General features: G+C 69.7%; 22 protein-coding genes, 2 tRNA genes and 1 pseudogene. 14 read left to right on the top strand and 11 right to left on the bottom strand.

Going from position 1 to position 26,408, the window contains the following annotated elements; all coding sequences use genetic code 11:
• Positions 1–642: 642 nt before the first annotated feature.
• From ACFYP0_RS26195 to rpmH, 9 genes and pseudogenes are all read right to left on the bottom strand, one after another.
• Positions 643–1,009 (bottom strand): annotated as a pseudogene (locus tag ACFYP0_RS26195) (hypothetical protein); the annotation flags it as partial.
• Positions 1,010–3,014: 2,005 nt separating this feature from the next.
• Positions 3,015–4,031: a ParB/RepB/Spo0J family partition protein gene (locus tag ACFYP0_RS26190; RefSeq protein WP_355495458.1), complete on the bottom strand. Its 1,017-nt coding sequence runs from the start codon at positions 4,029–4,031 to the stop codon at positions 3,015–3,017.
• A gap of 27 nt (positions 4,032–4,058) precedes the next feature.
• The gene (locus ACFYP0_RS26185; RefSeq protein WP_355495456.1) at positions 4,059–5,384 is read right to left on the bottom strand and encodes a ParA family protein; all 1,326 of its coding nucleotides are present in this window, start codon (positions 5,382–5,384) and stop codon (positions 4,059–4,061) included.
• A 256-nt stretch (positions 5,385–5,640) separates the two neighbouring features.
• Positions 5,641–6,351: a 16S rRNA (guanine(527)-N(7))-methyltransferase RsmG gene (gene rsmG, locus ACFYP0_RS26180; protein WP_355495686.1), complete on the bottom strand. Its 711-nt coding sequence runs from the start codon at positions 6,349–6,351 to the stop codon at positions 5,641–5,643.
• 148 nt (positions 6,352–6,499) lie between these two features.
• Positions 6,500–7,117 (bottom strand): Jag family protein, encoded by a 618-nt coding sequence (locus ACFYP0_RS26175; protein WP_124854785.1) that lies wholly within the window; start codon positions 7,115–7,117, stop codon positions 6,500–6,502.
• A gap of 212 nt (positions 7,118–7,329) precedes the next feature.
• Positions 7,330–8,322 carry a membrane protein insertase YidC gene (yidC, locus tag ACFYP0_RS26170; protein WP_355495454.1) on the bottom strand — a complete coding sequence of 331 codons (993 nt, stop codon included), beginning with the start codon at positions 8,320–8,322 and terminating at the stop codon, positions 7,330–7,332.
• Between the two features lie 3 nt (positions 8,323–8,325).
• Positions 8,326–8,616, bottom strand: a complete 291-nt coding sequence (gene yidD, locus ACFYP0_RS26165; RefSeq protein WP_355495452.1) for a membrane protein insertion efficiency factor YidD — start codon at positions 8,614–8,616, stop codon at positions 8,326–8,328.
• Positions 8,613–9,029, bottom strand: a complete 417-nt coding sequence (gene rnpA / locus ACFYP0_RS26160; RefSeq protein WP_355495450.1) for a ribonuclease P protein component — start codon at positions 9,027–9,029, stop codon at positions 8,613–8,615. Before rnpA ends, yidD begins: the two co-directional genes overlap by 4 nt.
• Before the next feature lie 34 nt (positions 9,030–9,063).
• Complete coding sequence (gene rpmH / locus ACFYP0_RS26155; protein WP_007453904.1) at positions 9,064–9,201, bottom strand: 50S ribosomal protein L34; 138 nt, start codon at positions 9,199–9,201, stop codon at positions 9,064–9,066.
• A gap of 625 nt (positions 9,202–9,826) precedes the next feature.
• Here rpmH and dnaA point away from each other — a divergent pair.
• From dnaA to ACFYP0_RS26130, 5 genes are all read left to right on the top strand, one after another.
• Positions 9,827–11,656 carry a chromosomal replication initiator protein DnaA gene (dnaA, locus tag ACFYP0_RS26150; RefSeq protein ID WP_124854793.1) on the top strand — a complete coding sequence of 610 codons (1,830 nt, stop codon included), beginning with the start codon at positions 9,827–9,829 and terminating at the stop codon, positions 11,654–11,656.
• A 780-nt stretch (positions 11,657–12,436) separates the two neighbouring features.
• A complete protein-coding gene (gene dnaN, locus ACFYP0_RS26145; RefSeq protein ID WP_124854777.1) occupies positions 12,437–13,570 on the top strand; it encodes a DNA polymerase III subunit beta in 1,134 nt (377 codons plus the stop codon).
• Between the two features lie 40 nt (positions 13,571–13,610).
• Positions 13,611–14,483, top strand: a complete 873-nt coding sequence (gnd, locus tag ACFYP0_RS26140; RefSeq protein ID WP_112583933.1) for a phosphogluconate dehydrogenase (NAD(+)-dependent, decarboxylating) — start codon at positions 13,611–13,613, stop codon at positions 14,481–14,483.
• Positions 14,484–14,499: 16 nt separating this feature from the next.
• Positions 14,500–15,633 carry a DNA replication/repair protein RecF gene (gene recF, locus ACFYP0_RS26135; protein WP_355495448.1) on the top strand — a complete coding sequence of 378 codons (1,134 nt, stop codon included), beginning with the start codon at positions 14,500–14,502 and terminating at the stop codon, positions 15,631–15,633.
• Entirely contained in the window at positions 15,623–16,234 is a 612-nt protein-coding gene (locus tag ACFYP0_RS26130; protein ID WP_091396535.1) for a DUF721 domain-containing protein, read from the top strand. Before recF ends, ACFYP0_RS26130 begins: the two co-directional genes overlap by 11 nt.
• A gap of 9 nt (positions 16,235–16,243) precedes the next feature.
• On the opposite strand, the gene ACFYP0_RS26125 is transcribed toward ACFYP0_RS26130, so the two are convergent.
• Positions 16,244–16,471 (bottom strand): hypothetical protein, encoded by a 228-nt coding sequence (locus ACFYP0_RS26125; protein ID WP_124862422.1) that lies wholly within the window; start codon positions 16,469–16,471, stop codon positions 16,244–16,246.
• A 125-nt stretch (positions 16,472–16,596) separates the two neighbouring features.
• Here ACFYP0_RS26125 and ACFYP0_RS26120 point away from each other — a divergent pair, with 125 nt between their 5' ends.
• A complete protein-coding gene (locus tag ACFYP0_RS26120) occupies positions 16,597–17,085 on the top strand; it encodes a MarR family winged helix-turn-helix transcriptional regulator (protein WP_124862425.1) in 489 nt (162 codons plus the stop codon).
• Here ACFYP0_RS26120 and ACFYP0_RS26115 read toward each other — a convergent pair.
• Positions 17,070–17,624 (bottom strand): hypothetical protein, encoded by a 555-nt coding sequence (locus ACFYP0_RS26115; RefSeq protein WP_355495445.1) that lies wholly within the window; start codon positions 17,622–17,624, stop codon positions 17,070–17,072. The genes ACFYP0_RS26120 and ACFYP0_RS26115 overlap by 16 nt on opposite strands.
• 520 nt (positions 17,625–18,144) lie before the next feature.
• On the opposite strand from ACFYP0_RS26115, the gene gyrB reads away from it, so the two are divergent.
• The 8 genes from gyrB to ACFYP0_RS26075 all read left to right on the top strand — a co-directional run bounded on the left by gyrB (position 18,145) and on the right by ACFYP0_RS26075 (position 26,281).
• Positions 18,145–20,091 carry a DNA topoisomerase (ATP-hydrolyzing) subunit B gene (gene gyrB / locus ACFYP0_RS26110; RefSeq protein ID WP_124862428.1) on the top strand — a complete coding sequence of 649 codons (1,947 nt, stop codon included), beginning with the start codon at positions 18,145–18,147 and terminating at the stop codon, positions 20,089–20,091.
• Between the two features lie 130 nt (positions 20,092–20,221).
• Entirely contained in the window at positions 20,222–22,744 is a 2,523-nt protein-coding gene (gyrA, locus tag ACFYP0_RS26105; protein ID WP_112583939.1) for a DNA gyrase subunit A, read from the top strand.
• A 4-nt stretch (positions 22,745–22,748) separates the two neighbouring features.
• Positions 22,749–23,663: a DUF3566 domain-containing protein gene (locus tag ACFYP0_RS26100; RefSeq protein WP_355495443.1), complete on the top strand. Its 915-nt coding sequence runs from the start codon at positions 22,749–22,751 to the stop codon at positions 23,661–23,663.
• A gap of 151 nt (positions 23,664–23,814) precedes the next feature.
• Positions 23,815–23,888: transfer RNA gene (locus ACFYP0_RS26095), tRNA-Ile, on the top strand.
• Between the two features lie 42 nt (positions 23,889–23,930).
• A complete protein-coding gene (locus ACFYP0_RS26090; protein ID WP_209444550.1) occupies positions 23,931–24,059 on the top strand; it encodes a DLW-39 family protein in 129 nt (42 codons plus the stop codon).
• 42 nt (positions 24,060–24,101) lie between these two features.
• Positions 24,102–24,177: transfer RNA gene (locus tag ACFYP0_RS26085), tRNA-Ala, on the top strand.
• A gap of 658 nt (positions 24,178–24,835) precedes the next feature.
• Positions 24,836–25,207 carry a hypothetical protein gene (locus ACFYP0_RS26080; protein ID WP_355495441.1) on the top strand — a complete coding sequence of 124 codons (372 nt, stop codon included), beginning with the start codon at positions 24,836–24,838 and terminating at the stop codon, positions 25,205–25,207.
• Positions 25,208–25,348: 141 nt separating this feature from the next.
• A complete protein-coding gene (locus ACFYP0_RS26075; protein ID WP_355495439.1) occupies positions 25,349–26,281 on the top strand; it encodes a GNAT family N-acetyltransferase in 933 nt (310 codons plus the stop codon).
• Positions 26,282–26,408 lie beyond the last annotated feature (127 nt).

Raw genomic sequence — 26,408 nt, 5'->3', positions numbered from 1 at the left:
CCTCATGGTCGGTTCCAGATCAGTGGGTCGCGCGTACGTCGGGTTTGTCGCTGCCGTTGCTGCGCGCGGCCGCGCCCGGAGTGCCGGCGCCCTTCTCGGGGGCGGTCTTACTGACGGCCTCTCCGGAGGCGCCCTCGGCGGCCAGGTCGGACGCGGCCGGGTTGGCGGAACCAGCCTCGCCGGTGCTTCCGCTCGCCGGGCCGACGTGGGGCCCGCCGGTGGCCGTCTCCACCGAGCCAACGTGGAGTCCGTCGGTGGCCGTCGTGGTGGCGCTGCCGGATGCTGCGCTGCCTAGTGCTGCGGCGGTGGAGTCCCGGGTGCCGGAGGTCGGGATGCCGGGCGGATTGGTGGCGGATGCCGTCCGAACGGGTTCAGCCGCCGAACCGCTGACCGTGGCCGACCGGGCGGGTTCAGCCGCGCGGTCGGTGACGGTGGTCGTCGTCGAGCCGGCACCGTCCCGGTCCACGACCGGTTCGGCGCGGGGCCCGCTGTCGGCGTCGGCCGGATCAGGAGTGGCGTCGAGCGCTGGTTCCGGGATCTCCTCTGCCGCCTCGATGACCGAGACCGCCTCCGTCCCGGCTGCTGCCGCTGAGGCAGCCTCCGCTGCGGCAGCGGCATCGGCGGCAGCGGACTGGGCCAGCAGACTGGACGGCGCCTGCCATTGGATGCGGGGCGGCTCGGCGAGCGGGCGGCCACCGAACTCGGCGAGCCAGGCCGCGACGAGCGCCAGATTTTCCCGCCACTGCGCCTCGGAGATCGGCGGCAGGATCGAGTCCCACAGGGACAGGAACGTGCCCCGCAGCTGAAGGCGGCCGTACGGACGGGCGAGGAACCACATGTGCAGATGAGCCGAGCCGTCGCCCCAGCGATTGACGTGCACCCGTGCCACGCCGTCGAGCGACCGGATGGCCCGCTCCAGACGTACGGTCATCACCCCAAGCTCGGCGGCCAGCAGGTTCGGCAGGTCGCCGAGGTCGAGGTGGGTGCGCGATTCCAGGATGAGCACCATGGGCAGGCCGGTGGGCCGGTCCATGGCGCGGACCCGCCACCGCTCGCCCACCCAGATGTAGGCGTCGTCGGGTGCGTTGCAGGCGGTGCATTCCCGGAGACCCTCGCCCTTCCGGGGCGGTTCGACCGGGACCGGATCATCGAGTTGCTTCACGTGGAGGTCACCCTCAAAGGGAAATGACGGCCACTGGGTGAAGTCCGGGACTGAGGGAGGGTTGTCGTGCACGACGCTGACCCTAACCGAGTCTGGCACCGCTGTCCCTACCTGTTCGAGCGGTCACGGGCCACCGGATCGGTGCCCGCCGTCGACCGGCTGCGCGTGGCCGCGCGGGGCGCCGAGAGGCGATATCCACAGGCTGCCGAGATCCTGAACACAGGCCGTCATCCACAGGCTCGCACCCGCTCCCACGCGCTGTTTCACGTGAAACGGGGGGTGCCTGTGGACAACCGGTGTGGATAACTTTTCGGCCAGTCGGTCGTTGTCCGAGACCCGCCAAATCGGCGGGTTCGATGGCGACTAGAGACGGAATTGGACGGGGGCGCTCCGATCGGCTCCGCATGTCACCGCTGGCCCGGTATTTCGGTCGCCGACGACCGCCCGCTGGCTGATGTGGCACACGTCGGCGGCGACAGCTTGGCTCGTTCGCGGGCCGTGTCAGCAGACCCCCGGCCCGCGCGGCCTGGGCGCTCGAATGCCCTAAGCGCCACAGGACGGGGAGATCGAACCGCAGCACCGATATCGCGCGCCTGGGAGGGGCGACTCCCCTTGACCGTCGACTCCAGGGTTTCCGGTCGATGCCAGCGAGCCGCTAGCTCGGTTTCACGTGAAACCGAGATGCCGGGCAGTAGACGCAATCCGGCGAGCTGGGGCTGGACTCGCACCGGTCTACCGCCCGCACACCTAGTTCATGTGGCCCGGCCGCCCGGCGGCCCGGCGGCCCGGCGGCCCGGCGGCCCGGCGGACTCACACCTAGGTCGCTGCGAGGCGGTTCCGCCAGATTGACCGCGCCTGAGAGCCTCGGCACACCTGCCAATGACCACGAGACGTCGTTTCGCGCCACTCAGCGGCCCGCTGACGCTTTGATCGGCGCAGGGGGTGACTGCGGGTCGAGTGGACCATCCCGAAGCCCTCTGCGACGCGTGTAGAGGATCCACCGGCGCCCGCACTCACCTCACCAGCCGCCAGCAGACAACCCCCACCCCGACTGCTGCGGTGGAACCCCTCGACGGCTGCTGGCCGACCGGGCCGCTCGCTGACCGACCAGTTGCCTTGGGCTGGGGCGGCGGCCCACCGCCGCCTCAGCCCCTGCACCCGGCTTACCGTTCCCATGATCAGGTGATGAGAAATAGGTCTGCGGGACGTCTCGTGCCTACTTCTCATCACCTGATCATGCGTCGGACACCGGCGCGCGGTGCGGCCGGCGCGGCGGTGCGGCCGACGCGGCCAGCGCGGCGGCGCGGCCAGCGCGGCGGTGCGGCGGCGCGGCGGTGCGGCGGTGCGGCGGTGCGAGTCGGGGAGTCGGCGGGGTGTGCCGCGTCCGCTGCCCGCCGCTGCGTCCACTCCGCCTCTCTGAGCCACTCGCGACGCCGGCTCGTCGTCCATCGCCGCGCCCCGTCACCCTCCCCATCGCGGCCCCGCCCACCGCATCCGCCGGCCAGTGCCGCTGCCCATCGCCCATCGCCCATCGCCCATCGCCCATCGCCCATCGCCCATCGCCCATCGCCCATCGCCCATCGCCCATCGCCCATCGCCTGCGGATTGTGCTGTCGAACGTGCGGGCCAGCGTGACCGGCCCATCCGCCCGCCACTCCCGCCGACTCCTCCTCCTGCCGTCAGAGAGGGACGCCGGCCGGGCTGGTCGAGCCGAGGACGACGAGACCGCAGGGCCCGCCGATCCGCCGAATCAGCGCCGCTGTCTGTTTCACGTGAAACCGCGACGACCCCGGGAAGCAGAACGGCCGCGCCCCCGTTTGGGGTAGCGCGGCCGTAGGGCGAGCGGGCGGGGTCAGTCCTCCCCGCCCTCCTCCTGTTGCACTCCGATGATCCCGACGATCCGCTCAAGGTCGTCAACCGTCGCGAACTCAATCGTGATCTTGCCCTTGCTCCGGCCGATGTCCACCTTCACGCGGGTGTCGAACCGGTCGGACAGCCGATCGGCGAGATCGGTCAGGGCCGGCGCGTGCGCCTTGGGGCGCCGTTTGGCGGCCTGACCCTTCGCCGGCCCGTCGTTGAGTGCCAGGGCCACGATCTCCTCGGTCGCCCGAACCGACAGTCCCTCGGCCACGATCCGCAGGGCCAACTGTTCCTGCGCCTCCGCCTCGTCGAGGCTCAGCAGAGCGCGGGCGTGCCCCGCCGACAGGATGCCTGCGGCAACCCGGCGCTGCACCTGTGCGGGCAGGTTCAGCAGTCGGATCGTGTTGGAGATCTGTGGGCGACTCCGGCCAATCCGGCGGGCCAACTCCTCGTGGGTGGCCCCGAACTCCTCCAGCAGTTGCTGGTAGGCGGCGGCCTCTTCCAGAGGGTTCAGGTTCGCCCGGTGGATGTTCTCCAGCAGGGCGTCGCGGAGCATCGCGTCGTCACGGGTGTCGCGGACGATCGCCGGAATGCTTTCCCGGCCCACCGCCTGGGCGGCCCGCCAGCGCCGCTCGCCCATCACCAGTTCGTACTTCTCGTCGTCGAGTTGCCGAACGACGATTGGCTGGAGGAAGCCGACCTCCTGGATCGAGGTCTTCAGCTCCTCCAGCGCCTCCTCATCGAAGACCTGGCGGGGCTGCTTCGGGTTGGGCATGATCGCGTCGACCGGGATCTCGGCGAATCGAGCACCGGGCACCGGGCTCAACACGGGTTCCGGCTCACGGACCGGCGCTCCGGCCGGCACCGCTGCGACAGCCACGGTTTCCGCGTCGTCCAGGTGCTCGTTCTCCGGCTCCGCCGTCGCGGTGCCAGCGGCGGCCGGCGCCGGCCCGGTCGGGATCAGCGCCCCCAGGCCCCTACCCAGACCGCCCCGAGGACGGTTCTTCATGCCACGCCTCCCAGCGATTCGTCCGCACTACGCATTCCGGCCCACCGGCTCCTTGACGCCCCGCTCGGCGATCTCCTGGGCGGCCTCGAAGTAACTCGTGGCGCCCCGCGAACCGGGATCGTAGGTCATCACCGACTGGCCGTAGCTCGGCGCCTCGGAGACCCGGACGTTGCGGGGGATGACCGCCTGGAGAACCTTGTCGCCGAAGTGGTTCCGGACGTCCTGCTCGACGGCGTCGGCCAAACGGGTGCGACGGTCGTACATGGTCAGCAGGATGGTGGAGACGTCGAGCTTCGGGTTGAGGTGCTGGCGTACCAGGTTGATGTTGTTGATCAGCTGGTTGAGCCCTTCCAACGCGTAGTACTCGCACTGGATCGGGATCAGCACCTCCTGCGCGGCAACCAGAGCGTTGACCGTGAGCAGGCCGAGCGAGGGCGGGCAGTCGATGAACACATAGTCGAACTCGCCCGGGTAGGCGGCGATCGCCCGGTCCAGGCGCGACTCCCGGGCCACCACCGACACCAGCTCGATCTCCGCGCCGGCCAGGTCGATGGTCGCGGGTACGCACCAGAGATTGGGGATGCCCTCGACCGCCTGTGCCACCTCGGCCAGCGGCACGCTGTTGATCAGGCAGTCGTACACGTCGGGGATTCCGGTGTGGTGTGGGACGTTGAGCCCGGTCGAGGCGTTGCCCTGCGGGTCGAGGTCGACCACCAGCACCCGGTTGCCATGCAGGGCGAGCGCTACCGCAAGGTTGACGGTGGTGGTGGTCTTACCCACGCCACCCTTCTGGTTGGCGACGCACATGACCCGGGTCCGGTCCGGCCGAGGCATGGTCACCTCGCCACTGGGATTCAGGATCTGCACGGCGCGCATCGCCTCCATAGCCAACGGTGGGTCATCCTCTTCGCGCGTCGGGGTTTCACGTGAAACGTACGTGGGATCGGCCGCCACGGCGGCCAACGACTCGGTCGAAGCGACCGGTGCGTCGGCGACCACCGGCGCGGCGTCCCGAGCGGCCGCCGCAGTGGGTTGGTGCGGGACGGCCGGCTCGAAGCGAACCGCCGCAGCGGTGTTGCGGCGACCTGAGGTCGACCGCACCTCGGCGGCGTTGACCGGTCGACTCGACGCCTCCGGCGTTCGACGACCACTCGCCGGCTCCGGAATGGCCGAGCCCTCCGGCTGCGCGGGACCCGACGAGGGGTCGAGCGGCGCCGGCGGGTCGCTGTCGGTCGGTCGGTTCGATGGCCCGGTCGCACCGGGCGACCAGCTCGGGTAGTCGGTTTCACGTGAAACGGGATCGCTGGTCGACCCGGTCACGCGTGGATCGTCGTACCTGCCGTCGTCATGCACCTGTCATCCCTGCCCGCTTCGGATGGTCGGTCCGCGCCCCGGTCAACTTGGCCGCATCCACGCCCGCAACCCGGAGCGTACGGCCCGCGGGAGCGGTCGGAGACCCGCGACGTCCGTCACCCGCTCCACACTATCGACGCGCGGTCAGCCTACGGCGGACGGGCGCGGCCGGTCCACGTCGGGTTCTCATCCCCTCGTCCATCCGTACCGGTACAACGAGGCAACCCACCGGCCGGAAGCCCGATGGCGCGAAGTGTCAACCTCGGCGGGAGCGTCCACCCCGGGCGCGCTTCTTGGCCGCCGGGCGGGCCGGGCCGACCATCCGCTCGCGCACGATCTCCACGACCGTGGTGGGTGGAGCGATCACCCCGACGCCGCAGAGCTGCACGGTCGGCTCCCCGCCGCCGAGTCGCGCCACCACCTCGGCGTGCTCCTCGATCTCGGCTGCGGCGGACGAGCCCTTGAGCGCCAACAGCCGCCCACCGCGAACCGCCAGGGGAAGGCTCCAGCCCGCGAGCCGATCCAGGGGCGCGACCGCGCGCGCGGTCACCACGTCTCCGCTGATCGGCTCCCGGCCGCTCGACCCGCTGGCCGCCTCGTCGGCCCGGCCGCGGAACACCCGCACCGACCTGGCCAGACCGAGTCGCTCGACGACCTCGATCAGGAACGACGTCCGCCGGGCCAGCGGCTCGATCAGAGTGACCGTGAGGTCAGGGCGAGCGATGGCCAGGACGAGGCCCGGCAGACCGGCGCCGGAGCCGACGTCGAGCACCGTCGCGCCGGACGGGATCCGTTCGGCGACCGCAGCGCAGTTGAGCAGGTGCCGGTCCCAGATGCGGGGTGCCTCCCGGGGGCCGATCAGGCCGCGGACCACACCGTCGGTGGCCAGCAGTTCGGCGTACGCGGCGGCCAGGTCGAGACGGTCACCGAAGAGGGCCAGCGCGGCCGGGGCCAGCTCGGGCGGCAACGCCGCGTCGGCCGGTGACGGGGCGGTGTCACGCCCGGTCGATTCGGCATCGGCGTCGACGGTGGCGGGGCGGACAGCGGACGGCCCGGGCGGCGTGCCGCCCGGGCCGGACACGGCATCGGCCGTGATGTCGTCGTGGGTCACCCGATCAGTCCGCCGGCCGTACGACGATGCGCCGGTTCGGCTCCACACCCTCGGACTCGCTCGCCACGTCGGACATGGCGTTGACCACGTCGTGCACGCACTTACGCTCGAACGCGGACATCGCCTCCAGGCGGACCGGCTCGCCGTACTCCTTGACCTTCTCGACGGCGTTCTTGGCGACCGCGGCGAGTTCCTTACGGCGGTTCGCCCGGTAGCCACCGACGTCGAGCAGCAGACGGCTCGGCGTACCGGTCTGCCGGAAGACGGCAAGGCGGGTCAGCTCCTGGAGCGCCTCCAGGGTGGCACCGCGCTGACCGACCAGATTCTGCAGCCGCTCGCCGACCACCTCGACCATCGGACGGCCGGCGGCGACCAGCTCGTCGATGTCGCCGTCGTAGTCGAGGATGTCGAGCAGACCCTCGACGTAGTCGGCGGCGATCTCGCTCTGCCGGAACAGGTCGCCCTCGCCCACAGCCTTCTTCACCCGGGTGCCAGCGGCGGTGTCGGTGTCGTCGTCCGCCTCGGTGTCATCGGCTTCGGTGTCGTCGCCGTCCACCGCGAGCGTGGCGGTCTCCTCCTCGTCCAGGGACTGCTCGGCGCGGGGGATGCTGGTCTCGGTCACGGTCTCATCTCCGTACTCGCTCGGCCGGACCGTCGGGTCCGACTGGTTTCCCGGGGCCGGCGGGAGGTCGCCGGTGCCCACAGGCACGTCTGTACGGGCAGTGTCGCCCGTGGCCGCGCGGTGCGCGGTCGGTTCCGCCCGGCGCCGGCCGTACGGCGGCTGCGCGGTGCGGAACGGGCCGCCGCCGGATCACCGGCGGCGGCCCTCGTAGGTCAGCCCTGCCGCTTGGCGGGGCGGCTCTTCTTCGGGTTGTTCACCGGCTTGGCGCCCGGCTTCGGCGCGGCGACCTTGGGCGCGGCCGCCTTGACCGGTGCCGGCGGGGCCGCCTTGCCCCGACCGAACAGGCCACCGGACTTGGCGGGCTGCACCGGGTTACGGGTGGCGGCGGGGGCGACGGCCTTCTTGGCGGTCACCGGCGGCGGGAACTTCCGCAGCACCCACTGCTGCTGGCCGAGGGTGAAGAGGTTGTTGGTGACCCAGTAGATGATGACGCCGATCGGGAAGATCGCACCGGAGATCAGCAGCGACGCGGGGATGCCGTAGAGCATCAGCCGCTGGATCATCCGCTGCTGCGGGTCCTCCGCCCAGCCGGTCTTGAGGATCATCTGACGGCTGGTCAGGTAGGTGGTGCCGATCATGATCAGGACCAGGACGCCAGCAATGATCTTGACGGTGGTGCCGTTGGCGCCGAGGCTGGCCAGTTCGTCCGCCGTGGAGCCGAACTTGCCGGCGATCGGGGCGGTGAAGAGCTTCGCCTGCGAGGCGCTCTGGAACTGGTCGACGGTCCAGCCGTAGAGGGTCTTGTTCTGCTTGTCCGGGTCGAGCCGGCGCAGCACGTGGAAGAGGCCCAGGAAGACCGGGATCTGAAGGAACATCGGAAGGCAACCCATCAGCGGGTTGGCCTTCTCCTTCTTGTACAGCTCCATCATTTCTTTCTGGAGCGTCTCCCGGTCACCCTTGTGCTTCTCCTGAAGCTCCTTGACCTTGGGCTGGAGCGCCTGCATCGCCCGCTGCGACTTGATCTGCTTGACGAAGACCGGGAACAGGATCACCCGGACGGTGACCACCAGGAAGACGATGGACAGGATCCAGGCGAAGTTGGTGCCGATGACCGCGCCGACGGGCACCCCGATTGCGTCCCAGGCAGAGTGCCAGGTCAGCAGGATCCACGAAATCGCATAGTAGATCCAGTCAAGACTGAACAATTCTCAGGCTCCAGTCACATCAGCACGACGGCGGCCGCCCGGCTCCGGCACCGGGTCATATCCACCAGGGTGAAAGGGGTGGCAGCGCAACAACCGCCGGGCCGCCAGCACGGTTCCCCGGAGCGCGCCGTGCCGAACGACCGCCTCCTGGGCGTACGCACTGCACGACGGGTAGAACCGACAGCGAGCCGGCAGTGCCGGACTTATCCACCGACGGTACGCGATGATGGGCGCGATCAGCACCTTGGCACCGGTTGTCGACGGCCGTGGGGTGCTCTGCTCGGTGCCGCTCATCGGGACCGCCGTTCGCGCGGCGACCGGGCGACCGCGATGGCGGCGTCCAGGTCGGTGGCGAGCCGAGGGTACGACGCCTGCGCCGCGGCGGGGAGCGCCCGGACGACCAGGGTGCTGCCGGCGGGCAGGTCGGTAAGCCGTTCCCGGACCAGCGCCCGCAGTCGGCGCCGGACCCGGTTACGGGTCACCGCGTTACCGACCGCCTTGGAAACGACGAAGCCGGCACGGGACGGCACGGACGACTGCTCCGCACTGTTGTCCCGTACCGGCTCCGGCGAGGTCGGTGTGCTGGGGTCGACGGTCACCGGCACGGCCAGGTGGACCACGACGGCGCCACGTCCGGCGCGTCGGCCACCGCGAACCGCTGCGGCGAAGTCAGTGCTGCGCCGCAGTCGCTGTGCGGCGGCCAGCACGACTGCCCACGTCCCCTGGACCGGCCCGGTCGGCTCAGGCCGACAGGGTGGTGCGACCCTTGGCGCGACGGCTCGACAGGATGGCACGGCCGGCACGGGTGCGCATGCGCAGCCGGAAGCCGTGGGTCTTCGCGCGCCGGCGGTTGTTCGGCTGGTAGGTGCGCTTGCTCACGTCAGGCTCTCCGTTTTCGTACGCGCCCCGCGCGACGGGATCGCCGGGGTCGTGTGGTGGTCCAGGCCACCTCGACGGTGGCCCACGATCGGTGCTGTCCGGCGGAGCGGGACCTCGGCGATGCGGGGATGCGACCGCGGACAGCAAGCACCCATCACCCTAGCAGAGGGCGAGAAAGCAGCCGTTCCAGCCTACGCAGGGGGGCAATGACCGTCAAACACCTCGAGCAGGGGACAACGGGACGCGCCCGAGGCCGAAGGGCGGTTTTCGCTGATGCCGACAAGGGCGCCGCCGCGTCGCCGGTTGATGGCGCAGGGACAACGCTGTTACCGTGCCCGATTGCGGTGAGCGTCGGAAGCTCCGGTCGTCGCGCAGGCAAGACCGGACATGGCAGTGAATCGTTCGGCACGGTGAACCCGCTTCAGCGCCCGTTCAGGCAGGGGCAGGTCCCACCCGCGTCCGGCGGCGGCCACAATCGGTCGGTACACAGGCTGTGGATAACTTGTGGATGACCACCGGTCGACCGTCCGGGTGGGTGTTGTTCCACCCGCGAACGCGGCGGGCCCGGGACGGCCGGCTGGCAGACAGCGGCGGCCGGGAGCAGAAGCGAGGGGGTGGCACGACGGTGGCCGGTACGACCGACCTTGCCGCGGTGTGGTTAGCGGCGACCGACGAGCTCGCCGACGAGATCATCTCCGCCCAGCAGCGTGCCTATCTCCGACTGACCCGGCTGCGAGCGATCGTCGAGGACACCGCACTGCTCTCCGTTCCGGACGCGTTCACCCGCGACGTGATCGAGTCACGGCTGCGCCCGGCTATCACCGAGGCGCTCACCCGGCGGCTCGGCCGACCGATCCAGGTCGCGGTCACCGTTCGGGTGGCCGAGGACGCCACCGGCCGTCCGGCCGGCACCGTCTACCGCAGCGCCCCGGAGACCGGGCAGCTCGACATCGACGGCTCGGGTATCGCGCCCTTCGACGACGACCAGGGCGCTCGACAGCCGGCCGACGCGATGATCCCTGAGCAGTCACCCGCGCCGCGTACCCCTGATCCGGGTCCGCCGCCCGCTCCCGCGGGTCCGCCGCTCGCGCCGCCCGTGGAGGGGCATCGCGCGGGGTTGATCCCCGCCAGCAGGGACGGGCAGGAGGCGCTGTTCAGCGCTGCCTTCGCGGAGCCCCTGCGGCCCTCCCGGCCGGGTCCGGACCGGCGCGGCTACGACGAGCAGGCCGCCCGCCTGGACCCGTCCGGCCCCGACACCCGGCCCTACGAGCCCCGCTACCGGGACGACTCGGCGTCACCGCGCGACCAGCACGTGATCCGCTCGCTACCGCGGGACAGCGGAACGGACAGCGGCCCGGGTCGCAGCGCGGTGGACCATCGGACCGGTGGCCGCGACGACCGTCGGTTGCCCGGTGCCGACACCGGCGGCAACCGGCTCAATCCGAAGTACATGTTTGAGACGTTCGTCATCGGCTCGTCCAACCGCTTCGCCCACGCGGCGAGCGTGGCGGTGGCGGAGTCACCGGCCAAGGCGTACAACCCGCTGTTCATCTACGGGCACTCCGGGTTGGGCAAGACACACCTGCTGCACGCCATCGGGCATTACGCCACGACACTCGGCAACGCCCGCTCGGTCCGGTACGTCTCGACCGAGGAATTCACCAACGACTTCATCAACTCGCTCCGGGACGACAAGACCAGCGCGTTCCAGCGGCGCTACCGCGACGTCGACATCCTGTTGATCGACGACATCCAGTTCCTGGAGAACCGCGAGCGCACCCAGGAGGAGTTCTTCCACACCTTCAACACGCTGCACAACGCCAACAAGCAGATCGTGATCTCCTCCGACCGGTCGCCGCGCCAGCTCGCGACCCTCGAGGACCGGATGCGAACCCGGTTCGAGTGGGGGCTGCTGGCCGACATCCAGCCGCCGGATCTGGAGACCCGGATCGCGATCCTGCAGAAGAAGGCGGCGCAGGAGCGGATGTACGCCCCGCCGGACGTGTTGGAGTTCATCGCCTCCCGGGTGTCGAACTCGATCCGGGAACTGGAGGGCGCGCTGATCCGGGTGACCGCGTTCGCCAGCCTGACCCGGTCGACAGTCGAGCTGTCGCTGGCCGAGGAGGTGCTTCGGGACTTCATGCCCGACGGCGCCGGTCCGGAGATCAACGCCGACCAGATCATGGCCTCGACCGCTGACTACTTCGGGGTGAGCCTGGAGGATCTGCGCGGCCAGTCCAGGTCCCGGGTGCTGGTCAACGCCCGTCAGGTGGCCATGTACCTGTGTCGGGAGTTGACCGAGCTGTCGCTGCCCCGGATCGGGCAGGCGTTCGGTGGCCGGGACCACACCACCGTGATGCACGCCGACCGCAAGATTCGTCAGCAGATGGCGGAGCGCCGCTCGCTGTACAACCAGATCGCCGAGCTGACCAACCGCATCAAACAGAACAGCTGAACGTACGACCGCCGTCGCGCGGCGCACAGCCGCAGGACAGGACACGCCCGACCGGATCTCCGGTCGGGCGTTCTTTTTTGGTACGTCAGCTGGACTCTCGACATGGTGGAGACCACAGCATTGAGGCCGTGACCGCCTCGATCCCCACTCGTTGTCCACAGCTCGTTATCCACCGGCGGTGGATAACTACGGTCCGTCCTCCGCCAGTTACCCACAGGCTGTGGAGAAACCCTGTGTACGACGCTGTGGACGCCTGGGGACGACCGTCAGGTTATCCACCGATCATCATCAACCTGTGTACGGCCTGTTGAAGGTTCTGGGGATGACGGCAATGGTGATCTTCCCCGCGATCCACAGGCTTGGGGAGAAAGTCGGTGGATTACCGGTGGACAACCGGTGGACAACGGTGGACAACCGGCCGTCGTCGCCGGGCTGTGGACACACGAGCCGGTTGTACCCCTGGTTCTCCACAGCTAAATCACCGGTGGATAACCTGTCTGACCTGCGCAGACCTCGGTTTTCCACAGTTTGCACAGGTGCGATGAAGACGATGAGTTATCTCTTCTAAGAGAACAAAAACCAATCATCACCGTTGGGCTTTCTGTGGATCGGGCCGAACGCTGTCGGATCAGCCGGTCAGCATCGACACGATCCATGGGGTCGGACGCACAGCCGATGTCCCCGCGCCCTAAGGTGCGATGGGTACCCGCACGGTCGGGCGGGACGGTAGGCAGCGGTCGGCATGAGAGAGTTGTCGCTGACGTCGACGCGGAGGCATTGATGAAGTTCCGAGTGGAGCGCGACGCGCTCGCCGAGGCTGTGGCGTGGACCGCGAAGAGCCTGCCCAACCGGCCATCCGTACCGGTGCTCGCCGGGGTGATGCTCCGCGTCACCGACGGCAACCTGCGGGTCTCCGGGTTCGACTACGAGGTCTCCAGCCAGGTGACCGTCGAGGTGCAGGGCGACGCCGACGGCGCCGCGCTCGTCTCCGGCCGCCTGCTCGCCGAGATCACCAAGGCGTTGCCGGCCAAGCCGGTCGACATCGCCGCGGTCGGCGCGCATCTCGAGTTGGTCTGTGGCAGCGCCCGGTTCACGCTGCCCACCATGCCGGTGGAGGACTACCCCGCGCTGCCCGAGATGCCGCAGAGCGCGGGCACTGTCGACGCCGCGGCGTTCGCCACAGCGGTGGCCCAGGTGGCCATCGCCGCCGGTCGCGACGAGACGCTGCCGATGATGACCGGCGTCCGCGTCGAGCTGTCGGGTGACACCCTGTCGATGCTCGCCACCGACCGTTACCGGTTGGCGCTGCGCGAGATCCAGTGGCGGCCGGACGACCCCGAGGTGAGCATCAACGCCCTGGTGCCCGCCCGCACCCTGAACGACACCGCCAAGGCCCTCGGCCCGCTGGGCGGCGAGGTCACGCTCGCCCTCGCCCAGGGCGCTGCGGGCGAGGGCATGGTCGGCCTCGCCGGCGGCACCCGACGTACCACCAGCCGGCTGCTCGACGGCGCCAACTACCCGCCGGTGCGGTCGCTCTTCCCGGCCACGCACAACGCCGCGGCCCGGGTGTCGGTCAGCACGCTGATCGAGGTGGTCAAGCGGGTCGCGCTGGTCGCCGAACGGACCACCCCGGTGCTGCTCAGCTTCAGCTCCGACGGCCTGGTGGTCGAGGCCGGCGGTTCCGAGGAGGCACGGGCCAGCGAGGCGATGGAGGCCACCTTCACCGGTGAGCCACTGACCATCGGCTTCAACCCGCAGTACCTCATCGACGGTCTGGCAAACCTGGGCGCTCAGACGGCCGTGCTCTCGTTCGTCGACGCCTTCAAGCCCGCGGTGATCTCTCCCGCCGGCGAGGATGGCGAGGTCATTCCGGGGTACCGGTACCTCATCATGCCGATCCGCGTCTCGCGCTGATCGCGCCCAGCAACACCCAGATCCACGGAGGTAGAAACACATGCAGCTCGGCCTGGTAGGACTCGGCCGTATGGGCGGCAACATGCGGGAGCGGTTGCGTTCGGCCGGGCACGAGGTGGTCGGCTTCGACCACAACGCGCAGATCAGCGACGTCACGACCCTCGCCGGCCTGGCGGAGAAGCTTGAGTCGCCGCGAGCGGTCTGGGTCATGGTGCCCGCCGGTGTCACCGACGCCACGATCGACGAGCTCGCCGAGGTGCTCGGCGAGGGCGACATCATCATTGACGGCGGCAACTCGCGCTTCAGCGACGACGCGCCCCGCGCGGAGCGGCTCAACCAGCGGGGCATCGGCTACATGGACGTCGGGGTCTCCGGCGGCGTCTGGGGCCGGCAGAACGGCTACGGGCTGATGGTCGGTGGCGCCCAGGAGCACGTGGACCGCCTGATGCCGATCTTCAACGCGCTCAAGCCCGAGGGTGAGTTCGGCTTCGTGCACGCCGGCCCCGTCGGTGCCGGGCACTACTCGAAGATGGTGCACAACGGCATCGAGTACGGCCTGATGCACGCGTACGCCGAGGGCTACGAGTTGATGGCCGCCTCGGAGCTGGTGACCAACGTTCCGGGCGTCATCAAGTCCTGGCGGGAGGGCACCGTCGTCCGTTCCTGGCTGCTCGACCTGCTGGACCGGGCGCTCGACGAGGACCCGGAGCTGGCCGACCTGAGCGGCTACACGGAGGACACCGGCGAGGGCCGGTGGACGGTCGACGAGGCGGTCCGGCTGGCGGTGCCGCTGAACGTCATCACCGCTTCGCTGTTCGCCCGGTTCGCCTCGCGGCAGGACGACTCGCCCGCCATGAAGGCCGTCTCCGCGCTGCGTCAGCAGTTCGGTGGCCACGCCGTCCACAAGCGCTGAGCGGTATCCACAACCTGTGTACGTTCACCGGCTGGAACTGGTCAACTTCCGCTCGTACGAGCGGGTGGCCGTCGACCTCCAGCCGGGAGCGAACGTCCTGATCGGTGCCAACGGCGTCGGCAAGACCAACCTCGTCGAGGCGCTGGGCTACGTGGCGACCCTGGACTCGCACCGGGTCGCCACCGACGCGCCTCTGGTCCGGATGAGCGCCACGTCCGCGGTGATCCGCTGCGCGGTGGTGCACGACGGCCGTGAACTCCTGGTCGAGCTGGAGATCGTGCCCGGCAAGGCCAACCGGGCCCGACTGGGCCGCTCACCGGCACGGCGGGCCCGGGACGTGCTCGGGGCGCTCCGGCTGGTGCTCTTCGCCCCGGAAGATCTTGAGCTGGTCCGGGGTGACCCTGCCGAGCGCCGCCGCTACCTGGACGACCTGCTGGTCAACCGGCAGCCCCGGTTCGCGGGCGTGCGGGCCGACTACGAGCGGGTCGTCAAGCAGCGCAACGCCCTGCTGCGCACCGCGTACCTGGCCCGGAAGACCGGTGGGTCCAGGGGTGGCGACCTCGGCACCCTCGCGGTCTGGGACACCCACCTGGCCCAGCACGGGGCGGAGTTGCTCGCCGGCCGCCTGGAGCTGGTGGCCGCGCTCACCCCGCACGTGGCCAAGGCGTACGACGCGGTGGCCGCCGGTCGGGGTGCGGCGAGCATCACCTACCGGCCCTCGATCGAGCTGGCCGAGCCGACCACCGACCGGGCCACGCTGGCCGAGGCGCTGACGGCGGCCCTGGCCGCGTCCCGCTCCGCCGAGATCGAGCGGGGCACGACCCTGGTCGGCCCACACCGCGACGAGTTGGCGCTGAGCCTCGGCCCACTGCCCGCCAAGGGGTACGCCAGCCACGGCGAGTCGTGGTCGTTCGCCCTCGCGTTGCGGCTGGCCGGGTACGACCTGCTGCGCGCCGACGGCATCGAGCCGGTGCTGGTGCTCGACGACGTCTTCGCGGAGTTGGACACCGGCCGCCGGGAGCGGTTGGCGGAGCTGGTCGGCGGGGCGAGTCAGCTGCTGGTCACCTGCGCGGTGGACGACGACGTGCCCGCCGCCCTGCGCGGCACCCGCTACCAGGTCGGCGAAGGGACGGTACGCCGTGTCGGATAAGCCAGGCACCGATCGACCAGCGGCCGGCGACGGCCCGGCTGCGCGTACCCCGAAGGCGGCGGAGGGATCGGCGGGCGGTGAGCCGGCGGCGGCCGCCAGCGGGCCGGAGCTGGCCCGGGCGGTGCTCGACGCGGCGCTGTCCCGGCGACAGGCGGCGGCCCGCGCCCGGCGTACCCCCGGCGGCGGCGACGCTGCCGGCGGCTCGGGGCGGCGGTTGCGCGGCTACTCCGGCCCCGGCCCCGACCCGCGCGATCCGCAGCCGCTCAGCGCCGTGCTCAACCGGCTGGTGAAGGCGCGCGGCTGGCAGCAGCCGGCGGCCGAGGCCACCGTGTTCGGCGCCTGGGAGCGGGTCGTCGGTGCGGAGGTCGCGCAGAACAGCCGCCCGGTGAAGTTGGAGAACGGCGAGCTGACCGTGGAGGCGCGCTCGACCGCCTGGGCCACCCAGCTGCGGCTGCTCGCCGGCTCGCTGCTCAAGCAGATCGCCAGCGAGGTCGGGCACAACGTGGTGCGCAAGCTGCACATTCACGGCCCGGCCGCGCCCTCCTGGGGGAAGGGCCCACGCCGCGTACGCGGCCGGGGTCCGCGCGACACGTACGGCTGAGCCGGCCGTTCAGCCGCGCCGGTCGGCCTCGCGGGCTGCCCGCTTGCGTTCCCGCTGCTCCCGGGTGAAGCGCTTGCGCTCGGCCAGGTCCCGTTTCCACGCCTCGCGGGCCTCGGCCGAGCCGCCCTGCACCGCGCCCTGCACACCCTCGGCCGGGCCGGCGAGGTGCCGGAAGGCCCAACGCATCAATCGGCCGCCCTCGCCCGGGGCCCTGGTGATCGCGCCGTCGTCGCTCATCTGCCGCCCTCTTCCCCGCGTCGCCTCGCCGGTTCTCGCCCGCCGCACGAGCGTACCTTTGGCGCACCAATGGTTGGTGTACCAATGATCGGTACGATAGTCACCGTGCGGAGAGAGGGCAACCGATGAGCGAACGACCGGACGGCGTCGACCCGCTGGCCCTGGAGCAGCAGGTCTGCTTCGCCCTCTCGGTCGCGGCGCGCAGCGTCGTGGCCGTCTACCGGCCGCTGCTGGAACCGATGGGGCTGACCCACCCGCAGTACCTGGTGATGTTGGCGCTCTGGCAGCACGCGCCGCTGTCCGGCCGCGACCTCAGTCGCCTGCTCCAGCTCGACCCGGGCACGCTGTCACCCCTGCTCAAGCGGCTGGAGGCGGCCGGCTACCTGCGCCGGGAACGCGACCCGAACGACGAGCGCAGCCTCGCCGTCACCCTCACCCCCAGCGGTGCCGCGCTGCGGAGTCAGGCCGAGCTGATCCCGGCCGCGATCGTGCAGCGGCTCGGGCTGCCCGTCGAGGATCTGCAACACCTGCACGCGGTGCTCACACAGGTGATCTCGGCCGCCAACCGGCCGGCCGGCTCGGAGACCGACGCGGCGGCTCAGGCGTCGGCGTAGACGGCGAACCCGCGCTCGGCGCAGCGCCGGTAGAACGCGGCCAGCACGCCCAGTTCGGCACAGGTGAAGTTCCACTGCGGCGGATCACCGCGCTCGTCGCGCAGCGCGTCGAGCCGGCTCTCCAGCCAGCGCAGCTGCTGCTCGGCCAACCGACCGTCGCCGAGCAGGGAGCGCAGCACGGTGCTCACCGACTCGAAGGTGACCGCCTCGCCGGTCGCGCGGTGCGCGGACACGAACCGTTCGATGCCGCTCGCGATCCAGGAGCAGCCGTCCGGGTCGATCACCGGGTCCTCGTCCTCGGCGGCGGCGTCTGTGGCGTACAACACACCTTCGAGGCCGAGCAGTAGATCCACCAACTCGGTGTACGCGGTCGCCCGGATGGTGCCGGTCTTCGCGATCAGCTCGGCCAGCGCCGCGGTCGGTGCGGAGATGCGCGGCAGGTCGACGATCTCGCCGAAGTCGACGAACTCGGCCGGCGCGACCGGATCGTAGAAGCGGCCGGTCCGCGGCCAGTGCACCGCGACGTTGTCCAGCCCCATCTGTCACCTCTTAAGAGCACGTGTCGGGTCGATCGGGTCGATCGTCCCGGTTCCAACCGGTAAAGATCAAGGCTGGTTCCGGGGCGCCGCAAACGTACGGCACGGACGCTTCGGCCGCGACCCCCGACCCGCCCGACCGCGGGTCAACCCGTTTCGGGGCGGCGCGTGCGATGGGGGCATGGCGTGTGGGGGGAGTCGTGGGCGGCGGGGTTCTGCCGGCTACGGACATCTCAGCCGCCTCTCTGAGGGTGCCGAGTGGTGGTTCTGTCCCCCGCGCACAGTAGGATTGACAGCGAGACGAAGACCCGGTGTGGGAGAGGGACGGGGCCGGTGGCCCCAGATTCATTCTCCACGTCGGGTCGAGCCGATCGCGATCCGCGGGCAACCGCGGCGACCGGCGCGTTCGACCCGCTGTCCGGAGGTCTCCGGCACCGGTCCGCGCGCCGACGTCGCGTCCTGTCCGCCGAACCCGCGCCCGACGCGCCCTACCGGCGTGGCTGACGCGAGAAAGTGGCCGAGGGTGGCAGCGCAGGACAAGCAGGAGTACGGCGCAGAGTCGATCACCGTTCTCGAGGGGCTGGAGGCGGTTCGCAAGCGGCCCGGTATGTACATCGGGTCCACCGGCGAGCGCGGTCTGCACCACCTCGTCTGGGAGGTCGTCGACAACGCGGTCGACGAGGCGCTGGCCGGATACTGCGACACCATCGACGTGGTGCTGCTCGCCGACGGCGGCGTCCGGGTCACCGACAACGGCCGTGGTTTCCCGGTCGACCTTCACCCGAAGCTCAAGAAGCCCGGTGTCGAGGTCGCGTTGACCATCCTGCACGCGGGTGGCAAGTTCGACGGCAAGGCGTACGCGGTGTCCGGCGGTCTGCACGGCGTCGGTGTCTCCGTGGTGAACGCGCTCTCCACCAAGATGTTCGTCGAGATCCACAAGTCCGGCTCCGTGTGGCGGCAGCACTACACCAACTCCAAGCCGAGCCCGCTGGAGAAGGGCGAGGCCACCGACCGCACCGGCTCGGCGGTCTCCTTCTGGCCCGACCCCGACGTCTTCGAGACCGTCGACTTCGACTTCCAGACCATCTACCGGCGCCTGCAGGAGATGGCCTTCCTCAACCGCGCCCTGCGCATCCACCTGCTCGACGAGCGGGTGGCCGAGGAGGAGGACGGCCGGCAGCGCGAGGTCACCTTCTACTACGAGGGCGGCATCGCGGACTTCGTCCGGCACCTCAACGCCTCGAAGAGCCCGATCCACAAGACAGTGGTCGAGTTCGAGGCCGAAGAGGAGGGCATGTCCCTCGAGATCGCCATGCAGTGGAACGAGTCGTACGGCGAGTCGGTCTACACCTTCGCCAACACGATCAACACCCACGAGGGCGGCACCCACGAGGAGGGCTTCCGGTCCGCGCTGACCAGCGTGGTCAACCGGTACGGCACCGACAAGAAGCTGCTCAAGGGCGACGAGAAGCTCTCCGGCGAGGACATCCGGGAAGGACTCGCGGCGATCATCTCGGTCAAGCTGGCCAACCCGCAGTTCGAGGGCCAGACCAAGACCAAGCTGGGCAACACCCCGGTGAAGAGCTTCGTGCAGCGGGTCTGCAACGACCGGCTGGTCGACTGGTTCGACCGCAACCCGGCCGAGGCCAAGATGATCATCACGAAGGCGTCCCAGGCGGCCCGCGCCCGGATCGCCGCCCAGCAGGCGCGCAAGCTGGCCCGGCGCAAGTCGCTGCTGGAGTCCGGCTCGATGCCGGGCAAGCTGGCCGACTGCCAGTCGACCGACCCCCGCGAGTCCGAGGTGTTCATCGTCGAGGGTGACTCGGCCGGCGGCTCGGCCAAGCAGGGTCGCGACCCACGGACCCAGGCGATCCTGCCGATCCGCGGCAAGATCCTCAACGTGGAGAAGGCCCGGATCGACCGGGTGCTGAAGAACAACGAGGTCCAGGCGCTGATCACCGCGCTGGGCACCGGCATCCACGACGACTTCGACATGGAGAAGCTGCGGTACCACAAGGTGGTGCTGATGGCCGACGCGGACGTCGACGGCCAGCACATCCAGACGCTGCTGCTCACCCTGCTGTTCCGCTTCATGCGTCCGCTGGTCGAGATGGGGCACGTCTACCTGGCCGCCCCGCCGCTCTACAAGATCAAGTGGAACAAGAAGGGCGACGACGCCCAGTACGCGTACTCCGACCGCGAGCGGGACGGTCTGATCGTGCTGCGCCAGCAGAAGAAGCCGAACGCGAAGCCGGACGACATTCAGCGCTTCAAGGGCCTCGGCGAGATGAACTATCCCGAGCTGTGGGAAACCACGATGAACCCGGCGACGCGTACCCTGCGTCAGGTCACTCTCGACGACGCGGCGACCGCCGACGAGTTGTTCAGTGTGCTGATGGGTGAGGACGTCGAGGCGCGCCGGTCGTTCATTCAGCGCAACGCCAAGGACGTGCGGTTCCTGGACATCTGACGGACTGCGCCGGATCGGCCGGGTTCTGCCCGGTCGATCCGGCGGTCCACAGAGTTATCCACAGCTTGGCCGGTATCCACAGCCGTTATCCACAGCACGAAAACGACTCTGAGTCTGATAAGGGTATACAGTGACCGATTCTCCCGAGTCCACACCGAACGAGCCCGAGGTCCCCGCCGAGGCCATCGCCGCGGTGGTCGCGCACGACCGGATCGAACCGGTCGGGCTCGAGGTGGAGATGCAGCGCTCCTACCTCGACTACGCGATGAGCGTCATCGTCGGTCGTGCGCTGCCGGACGTCCGGGACGGCCTCAAGCCGGTCCACCGCAAGATCCTCTACGCGATGTTCGACTCCGGCTACCGTCCGGACCGCGGCTACGTGAAGTGCTCCCGCGTCGTCGGTGACGTGATGGGTCAGTTCCACCCGCACGGCGACTCCGCGATCTACGACGCGCTGGTCCGGATGGCGCAGTCCTGGTCGCTGCGCTACCCGCTGGTCGACGGCAACGGCAACTTCGGCTCGCCGGGTAACGACCCGGCCGCCGCCATGCGATACACCGAGTGCAAGCTCGACCCCCTCGCCATGGAGATGCTGCGGGACATCGACGAGGACACCGTCGACCTGCAGGACAACTACGACGGCCGGGCCAAGGAGCCCACCATCCTGCCGTCGCGGATCCCCAACCTCCTGGTGAACGGCTCCGAGGGCATCGCGGTCGGCATGGCCACCAAGATCCCGCCGCACAACCTGCGGGAGATCGGCGCGGCGGTGCAGTGGTGCCTGGAGCACCCGGAGGAGGACGAGGAGACCACCCTCGAAGCCCTGCTCGGCATCGTCAAGGGCCCGGACTTCCCGACCCACGGTCTGATCGTCGGCACCACCGCGATCCAGGACGCGTACCGCACCGGTCGCGGCTCGATCCGGATGCGCGCCGTGGTGGAGGTCGAGGAGGACAAGCGGGGCCGCCCCTGCCTGGTCGTCAGCGAGCTGCCCTACCAGGTCAACCCGGACAACCTCGCCGAGCGGATCGCCGAGCTGATCAAGGAGGGCAAGCTCGCCGGGATCGCCGACATCCGCGACGAGTCCTCCGGTCGTACCGGCATGCGGATCGTCCTGGTGCTCAAGCGCGACGCGGTCGCGAAGGTCGTGCTGAACAACCTCTACAAGCACACCCAGCTCCAGGAGACCTTCGGCGCCAACATGCTGGCCCTGGTCGACGGGGTGCCGCGCACGCTCAACCTGGCCCAGTTCCTCCGCTACTACGTCGAGCACCAGATCGACGTGATCCGCCGGCGGACCGCGTTCCGGCTGCGCAAGGCCGAGGAGCGGGCGCACATCCTGCGCGGCCTGGGCAAGGCGCTGGACGCGCTGGACGAGGTGATCGCCCTGATCCGGCGCTCGCCGACCGTGGACGACGCCCGGCAGGGCCTGATCCGGCTGCTGGAGATCGACGAGATCCAGGCAACCGCGATCCTGGACATGCAGCTGCGCCGTCTCGCCGCCCTGGAGCGGCAGCGGATCATCGACGACCTGGCGAAGCTCGAGATCGAGATCGCCGACCTCAAGGACATCCTCGCCAAGCCCGAGCGGCAGCGGAAGATCGTCTCGGAGGAGCTGGGCGAGATCGTCACCAAGTGGGGCGACGACCGCCGGACGCAGATCATCCCGTTCGACGGCGAGGTCTCGATGGAGGACCTCATCGCCCGCGAGGACGTGGTCGTCACGATCACCCGCACCGGGTACGCCAAGCGGACGAAGGTCGATCTGTACCGCTCGCAGCGGCGCGGCGGTAAGGGCGTCAGTGGCGCCACGCTGCGGCAGGACGACATCGTCAGCCACTTCTTCGTCTGCTCGACCCACGACTGGATCTTGTTCTTAACAAACAAGGGCCGTGTCTACCGGGCCAAGGCGTACGAGTTGCCGGAGGCCAGTAGGGTAGCCAAGGGCCAACACGTGGCCAATCTGCTCGCCTTCCTACCCGACGAGCAGATCGCGCAGATCATTGAGATCCCGAACTACCAGGTAGCTCCCTATCTGGTACTGGCCACGAAGAACGGCCTGGTGAAGAAGACGCGGCTCGAGGAGTTCGACTCCAACCGTTCCGGCGGCATCATCGCGATCAACCTGCGCGATGAGGACGAGCTGGTCGGTGCTGCGCTGGTTGCGCCGGAGAACGACCTGCTGCTGGTCTCGAAGAAGGCACAGGCGATCCGGTTCAACGCCTCGGACGAGGCGTTGCGGCCGATGGGCCGGGCCACCTCGGGCGTGATCGGCATGCGCTTCACGGACGACGACGTCCTGCTCGCCATGGAAGTCGTGCGGGAAGGTTTGGACGTTCTGGTGGCCACGAACGGGGGATACGCGAAGCGCACCCCGATCGAGGAATACCCGGTGCAGGGCCGGGGAGGTAAGGGCGTGTTGACTGCAAAGATCACCGAACGGCGCGGTGGTCTGGTTGGCGCGGTGGTGATCGATCCGGACGACGAGCTGTTCGCGATCACCAGCAACGGTGGTGTCATTCGGACTCCGGTGAAGCCTGTACGCCGTACGCGTGACCGGAACACAATGGGGGTCAAGCTGATGGACCTCCCGGACGGCGTGACTATCGTGGCGATTGCTCGCAATGCCGACGAGCCTGACGAACAGGACTAGTTGAATGACGGAGACACAGGCGAAGTCGGGGAACACGGGGACCTCGGCCAAACCGGTCGACGAGGAGGCCGCCAAGAGCGGCACACCAGCGACCGGCCGCGCGGCCGTGGGCCGGGCGACGGTCCCCGCCGATGCGCCTGCCCCGAAGTTCACCAGGGCTCCAGGTATGACACCCCCGCCGGAGCAGCCGGGCGAAGATGGCGAGTCCGGCGACAAGACCGAGGCGCCCAGCGCCGAGGCGCCGACGTCGGCCGCCGCCAGTCCTCCGGGTCCGGCTGCGGCACCCTCGGCGCGTCCGGCCACCACCCAGCCGATCGGTGTCCGGCCCGGTCAGGCGGTGTCAACCGGGTCCACCGGCACCCAGCCGCGGATCACGCCCGGGATGACCCAGCCGCAGCCGGAAGCGGCGCGTACGGCCGCCACTGCCGGCCGCCCGGCCAGCGGCGGTGGCCTGCCGCCGGGGATCGGCAACGCGTCCGCTGTCGGCGCAGCCCGCGTCGGTGACGCGGTGCGTGCGGCGCGTACGTCGGTCAGCTCGGCCGCCTCCCGCGGGCCGCGTCGGGCCCGGCTGAACCTCAAGCGGATCGACCCGTGGTCCGTGATGAAGTTCGCATTCGCGGTGTCGGTGGTGCTCTTCATCGTCGTGGTGGTTGCCACCTCGGTGCTCTACCTGGCGCTGGACGCGATGGGTGTGTTCCAGAGCGTCAACGAGAGCCTGAGTGACCTGGTCAACGCCGGCGGTGGGCAGAGCACCAGCGGTTTCCAGATCACCGCCAAGGGCGTGATTCTCAGCTCGGCGCTGATCGGCCTGGTCAACGTGGTGCTGTTCACCGCGCTGGCCACCCTGGGCGCGTTCGTCTACAACGTCTGCGCCGACCTGGTCGGCGGGATCGAGCTGACCCTCGCTGAGCGGGACTGAGTGACCGGGACGCCGGGGCACCGCGGAATGCGGTCGCTCCGGCGCCCCGTACTCGGGTAGGTTTTGCAGGCGGCGACGGACGTGGCCCGCAAGCTCGGACCCCGATTTGGGGCCGGCGGAGCGGATGGGTTAATCTTGCTCGTCGCAACGCGGGGCTATAGCTCAGTCGGTTAGAGCGCAGAGCTGATAACTCTGAGGTCGATGGTTCGATTCCATCTAGCCCCACCGCATGTCGTCCGACGGTAGTCGAGCGCGAGGGGTCGCCCCATGTTCAAGAAGCTGCTGATTCTGGCTGGCGTCGTCGGCGTCGCCGCCGTCGTGTTCAACAAGATCAAGGCCTCGAACGACGAGCGTGCCCTGTGGCACGAGGCGACCACCGCGCCCGACCTGCGCTGACGTACGGCCCGGCGACGAGCGATCGTCGCCAAGGCCACCCACGGGGCCCTAGCTCAACTGGCAGAGCACTGCCTTTGCAAGGCAGGGGTTAGGGGTTCGAGTCCCCTGGGCTCCACCAGCACTTTCCCGGCTGAACTCGGTCCGAGTACAGCCAAGCCGGTCACGCCGTCCCCTCCTGGCCGAGAATCCGGTCAATGGCCGAGGCAGCCTGACGAGCCCGCGCCGGCAGAACGTGGCCGTAGGTGTCGGCCGTCGATCTGATCGACATGCACCGAGACCGGCGCATGTACGAATGGCAAGTCGTCGCTCGGATGCCGCTCGGGTAGCCCTTGACGGTCTGCGTTGCCGAATTCCGCTCCATCAGATCAACGCGGCCCGCAAGCGGGCCGCGCCGGCCTGCTGGCGACCTCCGGCCGGCGTCAGCTGGGCCGGCCGGCCACGCTGACGAAACCACCAAGAGCACTGAGGTGAGACGATCGCCGGCAGGGCTGCTCCCCGTCGGGGTTGGGGCGATCGGCTGCCGCGCAGCAGAGCTGCTTGCCCCGGACTCTCGTGGGCGCAGCCCCGCGGTTCGATGACGACGAGGACCAGGGCGCGACCCCTGGATGCCCGATCCTCTACGCCACCCACTCGGCGTCAAGGGCGCTGCGCGTCGGCACGCCGGTGGCCTACGGCCACCCTTGACCCCGACCGGCCGCCGCAGTCCTTGGAACCTATCCGGGGAGTGGGGCAGACCAGCGGCCCAGAACTGACACTTTCACCGCGAGGAACGACCGATGTCTGTGCAGGAGCCGCCAGAGGCAGTCACCGAAGAAGCGGTGGCGATGCTGCTACACCTGGCGTTCATCGAGATCCGTGCCCAGACATCGCCCTTGACCGAGGACCAGCCACCAGAAGCACTGGCCAAGCGGCGTGACCGGATAAATGAACTCGCTGACCTCTGCCACAACCTGCCCGGATACCTCGCACCCGGACGACGGCACCGGGCTGCGGAAGGGCTGCGATACGTGTGGCAGGTCTCGTCAGGACGCAAACGCAACTGGCTCCGGAGTCGCTTAGACCACCTCGGCTACGACTATGGCTGGCTGGAAGCCCCCGACTTGGAGGAAACCGCCAAAAGCCGTCATGGGCCATCCGTGGGCCGGTAACCGCGCTGCGCAGCGGGCACGAGACGCAATCGCACCGACCCCCAGCCGCAGGCGTTCCGGGCATTACGGCCGGTCGGGCGCGAGCGAGGAGCCCTCTCTGCCCGTGCGAATCATGGTGCTGAGCTTCGCTAGCCTCTGCACGTGATCTTCTACCGCGCTACCGCCCCCGCAGAACTCGACCGCGTGACCCCGTGGATCGTGACCGAGCCCGTTGAGTGGATCCCCGCCGACCGTTACCTGGCCGAACTGGCCGAGGACATGTACCGGCCGGAATGGACATGGATCGCCGAGCACGACGGCCAGGTCGTGGGACGGGCATTGTGGTGGGGGCCGAAGGGCAGCCCGTATCCGGTCGCGCTTGACTGCCTCGACGTGGATCCTGCCGTGGGTGACCGCGCCGCTGTCGCCGCCGCGCTGATCAGGGCGGCGCTGGCCGGGTTCCCGGAGCCGGTGCAGTACCAGATCAAGGTCACCGGCGGCTGGCGTGACGATCCGGCTACCTCGGCTGCGGTGGAGTGGCGGCGGGCGGCGGCGCACGCGGCGGGCCTCACCCGGGAGGTGGAGCGGCTGCAGTTCGAGTGGGCACCCGCTGACGGGGTGCCCACTACGGCCGGCAGGCTGCGGTTCACCGAGGCCTCCGACGAGGAGTTCCTCGCCGTGTTCAGGAGAATCGCCGAGGGCAGCCTGGATGCCCAGACCCGTGCGAACCTGGCCGCCAAGGGTGTGGACGCGACCGCGCGCGAAGAAATGGACTTCTATCTCAGGGCGCCGGGCAAGCGGGAGTGGTGGCGGATCGCCTACACGCGCGAGGGCGAGGTGGCGGGCATGGCGATTCCCTCCGCGACTCAGTACAACGTGAATGTCGGCTATCTCGGGGTGGTGCCGGAGTTCCGCGGGCGCGGCTACGTGGACGAGGTGCTCGCCGAGATCACGCGCTTTCACGCGACCAACGGGGAGTCGCGCATTACCGCCACCACCGACATGGGCAACGCGCCTATGGCGGCCGCTTTCGGTCGCGCCGGATACCGCAACACGGGGATCCGGATCAACCTTTCCAACGACGTCCAGCCCTAGACGAGGAAAGGTCGGTGCCGATATCGCAGCACTAGGGCCTGTGTCGAAGTCGGTTACAGCCACTCGTTGATCGCGGCGATGTGAACGGTGGCTTCGTAGCGGACGGCGAGTTTGTCGAAGCGGGTGG

Origin of the sequence: Micromonospora arida (assembly GCF_042873195.1) — a bacterium.
Classification (GTDB): Bacteria; Actinomycetota; Actinomycetes; order Mycobacteriales; family Micromonosporaceae; genus Micromonospora; species Micromonospora arida.
Note: the sequence above shows the minus strand (reverse complement) of the source record. Positions and strands in the feature narration are given on the sequence as shown.